General features: G+C 60.9%; 9 protein-coding genes. 4 read left to right on the forward strand and 5 right to left on the reverse strand.

The window, feature by feature from the left end; translation table 11 throughout:
• Window positions 1-367 precede the first annotated feature (367 nt).
• Window positions 368-760, forward strand: coding sequence for a GxxExxY protein (locus E0486_RS17145; RefSeq protein WP_131854053.1), 393 nt, complete (start codon window positions 368-370; stop codon window positions 758-760).
• An 83-nt stretch (window positions 761-843) separates the two neighbouring features.
• A complete protein-coding gene (locus tag E0486_RS17150) occupies window positions 844-2,508 on the forward strand; it encodes a GAF domain-containing hybrid sensor histidine kinase/response regulator (protein WP_131854056.1) in 1,665 nt (554 codons plus the stop codon).
• 62 nt (window positions 2,509-2,570) lie between these two features.
• On the opposite strand, the gene E0486_RS17155 is transcribed toward E0486_RS17150, so the two are convergent.
• Window positions 2,571-2,756 (reverse strand): DUF3606 domain-containing protein, encoded by a 186-nt coding sequence (locus E0486_RS17155; protein ID WP_131854058.1) that lies wholly within the window; start codon window positions 2,754-2,756, stop codon window positions 2,571-2,573.
• Window positions 2,757-2,892: 136 nt separating this feature from the next.
• A complete protein-coding gene (locus E0486_RS17160; RefSeq protein WP_165917394.1) occupies window positions 2,893-3,759 on the reverse strand; it encodes a cyanophycinase in 867 nt (288 codons plus the stop codon).
• Window positions 3,760-3,941: 182 nt separating this feature from the next.
• Here E0486_RS17160 and cphA point away from each other — a divergent pair, with 182 nt between their 5' ends.
• Entirely contained in the window at window positions 3,942-6,563 is a 2,622-nt protein-coding gene (gene cphA, locus E0486_RS17165; protein ID WP_165917395.1) for a cyanophycin synthetase, read from the forward strand.
• 306 nt (window positions 6,564-6,869) lie between these two features.
• Window positions 6,870-7,550, forward strand: coding sequence for a helix-turn-helix domain-containing protein (locus E0486_RS17170; protein WP_131854064.1), 681 nt, complete (start codon window positions 6,870-6,872; stop codon window positions 7,548-7,550).
• A gap of 216 nt (window positions 7,551-7,766) precedes the next feature.
• On the opposite strand, the gene E0486_RS17175 is transcribed toward E0486_RS17170, so the two are convergent.
• From E0486_RS17175 to E0486_RS17185, 3 genes are all read right to left on the reverse strand, one after another.
• Complete coding sequence (locus E0486_RS17175) at window positions 7,767-8,027, reverse strand: hypothetical protein (RefSeq protein WP_131854066.1); 261 nt, start codon at window positions 8,025-8,027, stop codon at window positions 7,767-7,769.
• Window positions 8,028-8,167: 140 nt separating this feature from the next.
• Window positions 8,168-9,292, reverse strand: a complete 1,125-nt coding sequence (locus E0486_RS17180) for an alkaline phosphatase family protein (RefSeq protein ID WP_131854068.1) — start codon at window positions 9,290-9,292, stop codon at window positions 8,168-8,170.
• A 153-nt stretch (window positions 9,293-9,445) separates the two neighbouring features.
• Window positions 9,446-12,898: a pyruvate carboxylase gene (locus E0486_RS17185; RefSeq protein WP_131854070.1), complete on the reverse strand. Its 3,453-nt coding sequence runs from the start codon at window positions 12,896-12,898 to the stop codon at window positions 9,446-9,448.
• Between the last annotated feature and the right edge of the window lie 221 nt (window positions 12,899-13,119).

A 13,119-nucleotide genomic window follows, 5' to 3' on the forward strand; every position in this document is an offset into this window, starting at 1 on the left:
GCCCCCGCGCATGTTCTGCGCAGCAGAACGCTCCGCCTACGAAGGGACATGCGCGGAGACAGCTTGACTGGTATCGACTGTGACTAAACTTGAATGCCAAGGCAAGTCCGGTCAAAATAGTACTTTACGAACAGTAGTTCAGCCCCCGCGCATGTTCTGCGCAGCAGAACGCTCCGCCTACGAAGAGCAGCGGTGTCGTTACCTTTCAAGAGGATGGCCATGCAGCGAGCGAACGCCGCGTACTCCGCCTCCTTCGCGTCTAAACTATTTTCTCCTTTTCTCCGCGTTGAAAAACCCCGGGAAAAATCCCATAAAATCCTGTTTTTATTCCCATGGCTGCCGACGTTCCGCTACCCAGCTTTGCTTCATGACAGCACAGGAATTAAACCGCATCGGCACCGAGATCGTCGATGCCGCGATTAAAGTGCACCGGGCGCTGGGACCGGGCCTGCTCGAATCGGCCTACAAATTCTGTATGAAAGTGGAATTGCAATCGAGGGGCCTGCGCGTGGAGCTTGATGTGCCGCTCCAACTGCGGTACCTGGGCCAGGATGTTGGAAAATCCTACGAGCTCGACATGCTGGTGGAAGGCGCAATCATCATTGAATGTAAATCCGTCGAGCTGATGAAGCCGTTATACGCGGCTCAAACGCTTACCTACCTGAAGCTGTTCCCGTGCCCGCTCGGCTACCTGATCAACTTCAACGTGGAGCGCGTGAAAGACGGGCTGCGGCGCCTGGTTTGGAACTTCCCACGCTGAACAGCCCGCGTTGTCCCATGCATTTCCCGCGCGGATGCGCTGTTTTTACCGGATAGGCTATCTTTACCGGAGCCAGCATTCCCATGATCCCTGCCAACGAACAAGAACGCCTCGAAGACCTCTATTCCTACGATATTCTCGACACCGGGCCTGAGCGTGATTTCGATGAACTCGCCGAGCTTGCCAACCTGGTTTGCGGCACGCAGATGTCGCTCGTATCACTCATCGACGAGCACCGCCAGTGGAACAAAGCTTCGGTGGGTTACCCGGTGCCCGAAACACCGCGCGAGCTGACGATCTGCCAGCACGTGATCCTGGGCAGCGAGTTGTTCGTGGTGGAAAATGCGCTCGAGGACCAGCGCTTCCGCGACCTGCCCGGCGTGCAGCACGATCCCAGGGTTCGCTTTTACGCCGGCGCTCCGATCATTTCAGCAAAAGGCTTTTCGCTGGGCACCGTCTGCGTGTTTTCCGATGTGCCCGGCCAGCTGACCGAAGTGCAACGGAGCACCTTGCTACGCCTCGCGCGCCAGGCCTCCCTGCTGCTCGAACTGCGGAAGAAAAACGAGCAGCTCAAACGCATCGCCCGCGAGCAGCTACAGCTGAAGCAGCTCGCCGAGCTGTCGGGCAAGATGCAGAAACAGTTTCTCAGCACGATGAGCCACGAGATCCGCACACCACTCAACGGCGTCATCGGGATGGCCCACCTGCTGCTGTCCGATAACCCGGCGCCGCACCAGCTCGAAAACCTCCGGTCGCTCAAGTTTGCCTCCGAACACCTGCTGGCCGTGGTCAACGACGTTCTTGATTACAACAAGATCACGGGCAGCGGACTCACCTTCGAGCAGATCGACTTCAACCTGCTCCAGCTCGTGCGCGAGGTGGGCCGCGCGCATGCAGTGGCGGCGCAGCAAAAAGGCATCGGCCTCGAATTTCACATAGACGCCGCCGTGCCCGAGTGGGTATCCGGCGACCCGGCGCGCCTGACGCAGGTGCTGCACAACCTGCTCGGCAACGCGGTGAAGTTCACCGAAAAAGGAGGCGTAGAATTACAGGTGCGCCTGGAAGAAACCGGCGCCGGGCATTTCGCGATCCGCTTCGCGGTGCAGGACACCGGCATCGGCATTGCCGCGGAGGCACTGGAGAAAGTATTCGATGAATTCAGCCAGGCCCACGCGGGCATCAGCCGGCAGTTCGGCGGCACCGGCCTCGGCCTCGCCATCAGCAAAAAGCTGCTCGAGCTCCAGGGCTCCGAAATCTTCGTGCAGTCGAAGCCGGGCGAAGGTTCCACCTTCTCCTTCACCCTCGCCTTACGCAAACCCGCGCAGGTGAAAGCCGCTGCCAGCTGCCCGCCCGAAGACAAAGCCGACTTCAGTGAACTCAACATCCTCGTGGCCGAAGACAACCCGCTCAACTGGGTGGTGCTCCGCAAATACCTGCAGCTCTGGGGCGTGGAAGCCGATCATGCCGGCAACGGCGCCGTCGCACTGGAAAAGGCCGCTGGGAAGCGCTACGACCTCGTGTTCATGGACCTGCAGATGCCCGTGCTGGACGGCTATGCCGCCACGCGACGACTGCGGGAAGAACTGCATTTCGAAGGCCCCATCTTCGCCATCACGGCCAACGCGTTCGTGAACGAAGAGCAGGACCTCGAAGCGCTCGGCTTCACCGGCTCGGTAGTGAAACCCTTCGATCGCCCGGAGTTATGCGCACGGATGACCGAAGTACTGCAGGCAAAAAAATCATTGTAAATCCAGAACGCAAAAAAAGAGGCCACCCGATGGCGACCTCTACCCTATTCAAATGCCTGCGCTCAGCGTCTGCCGCCGCGCAAACGTTCTTCGATCTTTTCGCGGCTGTTACCGACTTCCTTGATGATGCGGCGCACCTCTTCGGCCGATACGTTGAACTTACCGGCGATATAATCCACTTCGTATTTTTCCTCACCGGATACGCGCGCGCGGTCGCGGGCGCCGCGGTCGTTTTTATTGTCTGACATAGTGTATTGTTTAAGAAAAGTGCCGAAAAATGGTGCCAGAGTGAACGGAGGCGTGAGGCGTGAAGCGTGAGGCGTGAAGCTTGAGGCGTGAAGCTTGAGGCGTGAAGCGTTGCTCTTCTGCTTAACATCCGGCATCTTACGACTCATGCTCCTCGAACTTATTCCCGCTGAACATCCGCTTCCGGATGTCGTACTCGTCCGCGTGGGTCATGATGTGTACGGTCAGGTTGGCGATGGAGATGGGGGCGCCGGAGCGCACGGAGGCAATGTTGTTGTGGGCCACGTTGTGGCCGTCGATCACGACCACCGAGGAGGAGCCGATGGCGCGGAAGCGCACGCCGTGCTCCACGATGATGCCGGTGTCTTCGCCGAGACCGATGCCCACGGCGCCGGGCTGCGACGCGATGGCCTGCGCCAGGCGCCCGAAGCGGCCCCGCTTGTCGAAGTGCGTATCGATGATGACGTCGTTGATAAAGCCGAGGCCCATGCTAAGCCGCACCTCGCCCTTGAAATACGCTCTCGCCGGGTCGCCGCCGGCGATCATGGTGCTGCTCATACAGGCCGCGCCGGCGCTGGTGCCGGCGATGACGAAGGATTCTTCCTGGTAGCGGCGGCGCAGGAGGTCCCACACGGGCGTGCCGCCCAGCACGGAGCAAAGGCGCCCCTGGTCGCCGCCGGTGATCATCACACCGTCGCAGGCCCGCAGCCGCTCGAGCCAGTCGTTGTCGTCGGCATCGGAACGCTGCCGGATATTGAGGTGACCCACCTGCTCGAACCCAAGCTTTTTAAAGGCCTTTTTATACTCCCGGTAATACTCTTCCGGGATAGAGGAAGCGGAAGTGATTACCTCCACGTGGGGGCTATCGCGTCGCATGAGGGAACGTACATTCTCCAGGATCCCGTAGCGGAAAAAGTCGAGCTCGTGCCGTTCCTTTTCCACTTCGTTTTTGCCCTTGTCTTCGGCACCGCCAATAGACACCAGATATCCTTTGGGGTAGTTCATGTACACACCGGCTAAAAAGGGCATGCCACTCACGCCCTGCCCTTGCACCCGGTCTTTGCCCGAAGCCCAAAGCCCCGTTTACTAATCATAAAATGAGGCGTAGCACCCTTTTCCTTTGGGCGGGCGCCGGTCGTGGCATAGAATTTTCCCCGGATACCGTTCTTAAAACCTCGGAGGATTGCATGCTATTAAAGAGTCTCAACGTGCTGCGGGGACCGAACTACTGGTCGGTGCAGCACTGCCAACTGATCGTGCTGCAGCTCGACCTGCAGCCGACCCTTGCGGACCATACCGATAAGCTCCCCCAGCTGGCCCGTACCCTGACCCAATTTCTGCCCACGCTCGAAAAAAGGCACTATGCGCGCTGCCTGTGCTCTTCGCTGCTGGCCTTGCCCCCCGGGCAGGCCCTGGCCGAGATGCTGGCCTGCGCCGCCCTCGAGCTCCAACAGCTCGCCGGCACCCCCTGCCATTATTCCGACGCACAGCCCACCGGCAAGCCCGGCGAGTTCGGCGTCGCCTTCCAGTATGCGGAGGAAGCCTGCGGCCGGCTGGCGGCAAAGGCGGCCATCCGCCTGCTGGGCGCCCTGCTCACCGGCGAACACTTCGACCTGGAGGCTACGCTGGACGAACTGCGCCGCCTGCACGAGGAAGAAGCCCTGGGGCCGAGCACGGCCTCGATCGTCAACGAAGCCCGGCAACGCGGCATCCCGATCGTGCGGCTCGACGGCGGATCGTACATTCAGCTCGGCTACGGCGCGCGCCAACAACGTATTGAGGCAACCATCAGCAACCGCACCGGGTCCATTGCCGTAGACAAGGCCGGCGACAAGCATGCCACCAAGCAGTTGCTCAGCGATGCGTTTGTACCCGTGCCCAAGGGGTTCGTGCTCCGCCATGTGGAAAACCTTCCGGAAGTGCTCGAAGAGCTCTCCTTCCCCATTGTGGTGAAACCACTGGACGGTCACCAGGGAAAGGGCGCCACCATCAACATCCGCACGCCGGAAAGCGCCCGCGAGGCCTTCGCCCGCGCCCTTCACTATTCTAATCGGGTGGTGGTGGAGCAACACGTTCCCGGCAACGACTTCCGCGTGCTGATCGTCAACAACCGCTACGTGGCGGCCGCCCGGCGCACTCCGGCTGCGGTCACCGGCGACGGGCGGCACAGCATCGCGCAACTCATCGAAGAGGTGAACCGCGACCCGAGGCGCGGCAATGGGCACGCCAACGTGCTCACCAAGATCAGCATCGACCAGGGATCGCTCGACCTGCTGGCACGACGCGGCTATAACCTCGACTCCGTGCCCCGTGCCGGCGAGGAAGTATGGCTGAAGTCGACGGCCAACCTGAGCACCGGCGGCACCGCCGAAGACATTACCGAGCGCGTGCACCCCGTCAACATCCGCCTGTTTGAACGCGTGGCCCGCATCATCGGCCTCGACATCTGCGGCATCGACATCATGGCGCCCGATCTTTTCACACCCATCGCCGAAAATGGTGGTGCCGTCATCGAGGTCAACGCGGCGCCGGGCTTCCGCATGCACCTGGAGCCCACGCACGGCACGCCCCGCAACGTGGCGGCACCGGTGCTCGACATGCTGTTCCCCGAAGGCAAAAGCCGCATACCGATCGTGGCCGTGACCGGTACTAACGGCAAGACCACCACGACGCGGCTCATCGCCCAGATGGCCCGCCAGGGCGGCTTCGCCACCGGCCTTACCACCACCGACGGTATTTACCTGAATAACGAATTGATCTATAAAGGCGACTGCAGCGGTCCCGCATCGGCACAGGCCGTATTGAAAGATCCCGCGGTTGAGTTCGCGGTGCTCGAGTGCGCCCGGGGCGGCATCCTCCGCAATGGCCTCGGCTTCGACCAGAGCGACGTGGCCGTGATCACCAACATCGCCGAAGACCACCTGGGCCTCGGCGGCATCTACACCCTCGACCAGCTGGCCCGCGTCAAAGGCGTCGTGGCGGCCTCGGTACGCAAGGGCGGCCACGTGGTGCTCAACGCCGACGACGACCGCGTATACGCGCTCCGCGAGCATGTTGCCGGCGAGGTGCTGCTGTTCTCGCTGTACCCCGACAACATCCGCATCCAGCGGCACTGCGCCGAAGGCGGGCTTGCCGCCACCTACGACGAAGGCTACATCATGCTCCGCAAGGGCGACCAGCTCATTCCCATCGAGGAAGTGGAGAACGTGCCCCTCACCCACGGCGGCGCCGCGCGCTTCAACATCGCCAACGTGCTGGGTGCCACCCTGGCGGCCTATGTATCGGGGATCTCGATGCCGGCCATCCGCTGCATCCTGCGCCGCTTCCGCAATTCGGCCGAAGACACGCCGGGCCGCATGAACCGCTTCGAGCTGGACCACGTGACGGTGCTGGTGGACTATGCCCACAACGCGCACGGGCTCCATGCCCTCGGCGAATACGTGACGGCCGTGAAGAAGAAGCGTTCCCTCGGCGTCATCACCGGCGTCGGCGACCGCCGCAATGAAGACATCATCGCCATGGGCGTCGAGGCCGCCCGCATCTTCGATGAGATCGTGATCCGCTGCGACGCCGACCTGCGCGGCCGCACCGAGTTCGAGATCTCCTCGCTGCTGCGCAGCGGCATTCACCAGCGCGACCCGCAGCGTAAAGTATCCTACTGCGCCGACGAGCTCGAGTCCGTCGATTGCGCACTCGCGAAGGCCCAGCCCGGCGACCTCGTGGTGATCCTGGTCGACGACGTGCAGGGGGTGCTGGCGCGCCTGAAGGACCTGCAGCTGAAAAGAAGCATGGCGAAGATGGCGGGGTGACCCATCCCCGGCCCTTCCCGAAGGGAAGGGTGCCTCTCGGGACATCTCCTCCCATTCGTTACAACATTTGATTTGCAAACGCTAATGCACGAAGACTTCGCATTAAGTATTCCCACAAACAGTAGGAACTATCCCACAGGGGCACCCCTCCCTTCGGGAGGGGCCGGGGGTGGGTCGGGAAAGGGTGCCTCTGCGGGAGCATTCCTATTGTTTGTTGCCGGACTACATCCGAAGCCTCTATAAACCAAGCCCCGATGCCTGCGGCATCGGGGCTTTGTTTATCTTAGAAACACCAAAACCAACGTTATGGAACAACTAATTCAGAACCTGCAGGAGGAAGTGGAGCGCCTGCAGCTGATCGTGCGGCTGCTGGCCGATCGTAACCGGGAGCTGGAGCGTTTGCTGGCCGACACCTCTTCGGATCGACTGAAGAACGGTTTACAAAGCTCCATGCAAAGGGTAGATGGAGCTTTGAACGACGAACAAACACCCGATCCACATTTGCATGGAGCTATGTACGGCATGCATAGCTCCACGCAAAATTTACATGGAGCTATGTACGGAGTACAAGTACCCGTGCAAAATTTACATGGAGCTATGAAAGGCTTACAAACGATAGAAGCAAAATCAGATGTAGGTTTTGCAAACGTTTCAAATGCCCTCGCAAATCCGGATGGGCAGAAGCAAACCCTTCCGGAGCTTCCCCAATTGATGGCCCGGCTTAAGAAGAACGGGATGGCCGGGGTAAAAGACAGTGGAGTGGAGCGCGCGGCGCGGCTGCTCCTGTGGGCGGCCCGGGAAAGCGGTCCGATCACCTATGCGGAAATGCAGCAAACTTTCGAAATGACTTCCGGTGGCGTAGCCAAGCTCGTCGCCTCCCTCCTGCGCCGGGGCTGGATACGGCGCAGCACCTACCAATGTTTTGCACTTACGGAGGCGGGGCAGCGACTGCTCGGTTCGGGGGAACGCACCGCCTCTTTGCCCTAGGCAGCAAGGCTTTATAATCGAAGACTCTGCACGAAGTATTCCCTCGAACTGCAGGGAAAGTCCTTTGTCAACTGGGGCGCGCCGGCGTCGTTGATGGCGCCGTCACGGCGAGTATGGAGCAGGGGTTGTCTTCGGGGCCGCCACGACATCGCGTGCGGAACCGCCCTTTCCGAGCACGCTATCGCCCTGCATCCAGGGCGATTTTTTACAACGGGTCTACTCTTTACGGAGTGAACGCTCGCTTGCGGAAAAGCGGGTAATCTCTGACAGCAAAGCACTTACCAACTCGCGGTAGGCGTGCTCCAAATCGCTGATCCACAGCTTGCCTTTGCGGCGGATGTTGATCTTACTCGGTAAGTAGGTGCTGCTACCCGGCGTGCAGGTGCTCAGGCACAACTGGTAGATATCCTTCTCCTGCGTGGTCACGTCGTAGGTGACTTCCCGCTCCTGGTAATCCACGACAATCTGCATCCCCATGATCTCAACATTTGGTTTCGGTAAGCGAGTGAAAAACATGCCATTTTCGGTCCAGCCCGCGGAACAGGGCGCCCACCCGGAAACTTTGTGAATTGCGATGGTCCCCTACTCTTCGCGGCCCCTCCGCTCCCACCTGTGCCTTACCGGGCGGCCAGCGTCTCCCCCTGCACCGGCGCCTCGAAGCAGGTCATCGGCAGGGTTTGACGGTTGCGTGAGCGGAGCCCCACGAGCCAGGCCATGGAGCCGGCGAGTTGCTTCTGGTACAGTTGCGCGGGGGTACGGCTTTCACCGAGGGCCCGCACCTGGTTGCCGAGCAGCGCGATCCAGGTTTGCGAAGAGCCGCCGACAAAGAAGCCATGGTTGGACCAATTGCGCGGGCTGTCGCCACGGCCATGGTCGGTAGTAATGAGAAAGGTCGTTTTGTCCTTGTATTGCGGAAGAGATTGCACATACGTCCACAACTCGCCGATCATGCGGTCGGCCTCGTTGGCGCTGCGCAGGTAGCGGTCGTAGCTTTTCTTGTGGCCGGCGTCGTCTGTACCGCTGAAGCCGAGGAAAAATACTTTCGGCTGCCGGCGCTTGATGAAGTCGAGTGCCGACAGGAAGGTGATGCGGTCGTCGCGCGTGGCCTCGCCCTGGGTGTCGGGGTGCGCCAGGATGCTGTTGAGCGAGCGCTGGCCGTTGCCGATGCCTTCGTCGGCCACGCCTTCGGGGCCGCTGTTGAGGAAGAAGCCGCCGCGCTCGTGGTTGAGGATGAAGGGAAAGGCATCCCAGGAGGTAAAGGCTGCCACCTTACCGGTATAGCCCGGCATCTGGTTGATGTATTCGAGCATGTTGCGGTTGCCGTTGCGCACCTTTTCGTTGCTGGAGATGAAGAGGTCGGGCTGGCCGGTGAAGATCTCGTTGTAGCCGGGATACGAGATCTGGTACAGGTTGCGCGTATTGCAATAGTTGCCGTAGGCGCGGTTGCCGTGCAGTTGTCCCTGGCGGGCGATCACGTTCCAGAAGAAAGGCATCAGCCGCTCGCGCCGCTGCTGTGCGTCGGGCGCCCAGAAGAGGGCTTTTGTGAAGGCCGCGTCGGAAGTGTATTCGGGGTCGTTGAGCAGCGCCGAGTCGGCGCCGTTGAAGAGTTCCTGCCAGCGGAAGCCGTCGAGTGTGATGACGAATAAATTCTGGCCGCTGGGTGCGTCGGGTGCGCGGAGGTCGCCGCCGCCGAGGGTCGCACCCCAGCAAAGCAACAAAGCGAGCACCAATGAGAGTTTCATGTATCGTGTGTTTTTCGGGTCAGGTTACCTGAAGAACATGATACAATTCTGTGCCAAAGGTTCGACTGCGCTCACCTTGACCATTTAGTAATGCCACAAAGCTTCGCCTGTCATCCTGAGCGCAGCCGAAGGAAAACAAGCGAAAATCAGGCATCAGAGATCCGAGATCACTGCCACGAGGTCATCGGCCTTCACCATCTTGCCCGCCGGGAGCACCAGGCGCGTCACCTTTCCGGGTCGGGTGGCGGTAATGGTGGTTTCCATCTTCATCGCTTCGATCACGAACAGCGGCTGGTTCACCTTCACCTCCTGCCCTTCCTGGATGAGGAACTGCGACAGCTTGCCCTGCAGCGGCGCGGCCACATGGCCCGGGTTGGAGCGCTCGGCCTTTTCGTTTTCCACCGCTACCGACTTGATCGATGCATCCTGCACTTCGATGATGCGGGTCTGGCCGTTGAGGCGGAGGAACACCTTGCGCTTGCCTTCCTCGTCGGGCTCGCTGGAGGTGAGCAGCCGCACGAGGATGCTCTTGCCTTTGTCGATGGTGATGAGCACCTCCTCGTCGTTGCGGAGCCCGTAGAAATAGTTCAGCGTCGGCAGCGGCCACAGCGGGCCGTATTCCAGGCGTTGCGCCCAGTATGTTTCAAACACCTTCGGGTAGAGCAGGTACGACAGCAGGTCGGTCTCGCTTACCAGCGGCCCGAACTTCTCGCGGAAGGCGGTGAACTCTTTTCCGAAATCGATGGGCGCCAGGTGCTCGTTGGGGCGCTCGGTATAGGGCTGCACGTCGCGGAGAATGATCTTCTGCAGCCGCGGGTCGAAGCCCCCCACGGGCTGGCCGATGTCGCCGCGAAACAGCGACACCACCGACTCGGGGAAGGAAAGCGAATGACCGCGCTCGAGGATGTCTTCCTTCGTGAGCCCATTGGTGACCATGAACAGGGCCATGTCGCCCACCACCTTCGACGAAGGCGTCACCTTCACGATGTCGCCGAACAGCTCGTTCACTTCGTGGTACGCTTTCTTGATGTCTTCCATGCGCTCGCCGAGGCCCAGCGACTGTGCCTGCGGCTTCAGGTTGGAGTATTGCCCGCCGGGGATCTCGTGGTAGAATACTTCGGCGCTGCTTGCCTTCAGCCCGCTTTCGAAGGGATAATAGTATTCACGCACGGCTTCCCAGTAGGTGGAGTGCTGGTTGAGCGTTTCGATGTCGAAGGGATGTTCGCGTTCCTGGAAGCGCATCATCTCCACGATGGCGTTGAAGTTGGGCTGCGACGTAAGTCCCGACAGGGCGCCGATGGCGCAATCCACCACGTCCACACCGGCCTCGATGGCCTTAAGGTAGGTGGCGGCCTGCAGCGACGAGGTATCGTGCGTGTGCAGGTGGATGGGAATGCGGACGGTCTGCTTCAGCTCGCTGACGAGCTCGTAGGCGGCCATCGGCTTCAGCAGCCCGCTCATGTCTTTAATGGCCAGTATGTGGGCGCCGCTGTTCTCGATGTCTTTCGCAAACTGCTTGTAATATTTGAGGGTGTACTTCGTGCGCGAAGGGTCCTGGATATCGCCCGTGTAGCACATGGCCACTTCGGCCAGCGCCCCGGTGCTGTTGCGCACGGCCTCGATGCTCTTTTCCATGTTGGGCATCCAGTTGAGCGAATCGAAGATGCGGAATACGTCGATTCCGGCCTCCCAGCTTTTCACCACGAATGCTTCCACGAGGTTGTCGGGGTACGCTTTGTAGCCGACGGCATTGGCGCCGCGGAGCAGCATCTGGAGCAGGATGTTGGGGATCGCCTTGCGCAGCTGGCGCAGCCGCTGCCAGGGGTCTTCGTGCAAAAAGCGCATGCACACGTCGAAGGTGGCGCCGCCCCACACTTCCATGGAAAACGTTTGCGGGAAATGCTGGGCGAACGAGGAGGCCGCCTTCAGCATGTCGAGCGTGCGCAGGCGCGTAGCCAGCAACGACTGGTGTGCGTCGCGGTACGTTGTATCGGTGTAGTGGATCCTCTTTTCCTTCAGCAGCCATTCGGCGAAGCCTTCAGGCCCGAGGCGGTCGAGGCGTTGCTTGGTGCCTTCGGCAAAGCCTTTCGACGCGTCGAAGGGCAGGGCGATGGGCTTTTCGAAAATGCGCTTTTTGTCGGGATGCTTTACGTCGGGGTGGCCGTTCACGGAGATGTTGGCGAGGTAACGCAGCATCTTGGTGCCGCGGTCCTGGTCCAGCTTGTAGGTGAACACCTCGGGGTATTGCTGCAGGAAATTGACCGTGGCCCGCCCGGCGATGAACTCGGGGTGGCTGATGATGTTGAGCAGGAACCGGATGTTGGTCTTGACCCCGCGGATCCGGAACTCATTGAGCGCGCGCCGCAGCTTCTGCACGGCGTCGTGCACCGAGGTGGAATGGGCCGTCACCTTTACCAGGAGCGAATCGAAGAAGGGCGAGATCTTGACGCCGCTGTACACCGATCCTTCGTCGAGGCGGATGCCGAAGCCTTCGGCCGAGCGGTAGGCCAGCACGGTGCCGTAGTCGGGCATGAAATCGTTCTCCGGGTCTTCGGTGGTGATGCGGCACTGGATGGCATAGCCGTTGAGCGGCACGTTCTCCTGCTGTGGGAGGCCGATCACGTCGTCGTGAAGGCGGTGTCCCTCGGCAATACGGATCTGTGTTTTTACGATGTCGAAGCCGGTCACCATTTCGGTCACCGTATGCTCCACCTGGATGCGCGGGTTGACTTCGATGAAGAAAACGTTGCCGTGTCGGTCCACCAGGAATTCCACCGTGCCCACGTTGTTATAGCCCACGGTCTTGCAGAGCGCCACCGCATAGTTATACAGCTTTTGCTTCACGGCGGCGGGCATGTCGAAGGCCGGCGCCACCTCCACGATCTTCTGGAAGCGCCGCTGCAGGCTGCAGTCGCGCTCGTAAAGGTGCAACACGTTGCCGTGGCGGTCGGCCACGATCTGTATCTCGATGTGCTTGGGCTGGTCGATGAATTTTTCGAAGAACACGGTATCGTCGCCGAAGGCATTCTTCGCTTCGCGCTGCGCTTCGGGAAAGCTTTTGGCGAGCTCTTCTTCCGAGCGGACCACGCGCATGCCGCGCCCGCCGCCGCCGGCGGCGGCCTTGAGCATCACGGGGTAGCCGATGCGCCCCGCTTCGGCCACGGCTACTTCGAGCGAGGTGAGCGGCTGGCGGGAGCTTTCGATGAGCGGCACGCCGCACTGCTGGGCGAATTTCTTGGCCAGCACCTTGTCGCCGAGCTGCTGCATGACCTCGGGGTCGGGGCCGATAAAGGTGATGCCCACCTCGCGGCAGCGCCGCGCAAAGCTGAAATTCTCCGACAGGAAGCCGTAGCCCGGGTGTATGGCGTCGGCGCCGCAGTCGAGCGCCACGCGGAGGATCGCTTCGATGTCGAGGTAGGGCTTCAGCGGGTCGTCGTCGCGGCCCACCTGGTAGGCCTCATCGGCCTTGTAGCGGTGCAGCGAATAGCGGTCTTCGAAGGTGTATACGGCCACCGTGCGGATGTCGAGCTCCGTGCAGGCGCGGAGCACACGGATGGCGATCTCGCCGCGGTTGGCGACCAGTAGTTTCGTGATCTTCTTTTCCATGGAGGTGCTGGTATCGGGTGTTACGCAAAAGTGCTGCATTCGGCAACACGGGCACATCTTCTTGTACAAGGTACATGAAGGGTCCGGTAGCCAGGCATGCAATCGTCAGGAAAACCGACTAAATTTTCGGGCCATGGACGTGAGGCGTGAGCCGTGAGCCGTGAGGCGTGAGGCGTGAGGCGTGAGGCGTGAGGCGTGAGGCGTGAGGCGTGAGCCGTGAG

The organism is Flaviaesturariibacter aridisoli (assembly GCF_004343705.1).
GTDB classification, from domain to species: Bacteria; Bacteroidota; Bacteroidia; order Chitinophagales; family Chitinophagaceae; genus Flavisolibacter; species Flavisolibacter aridisoli.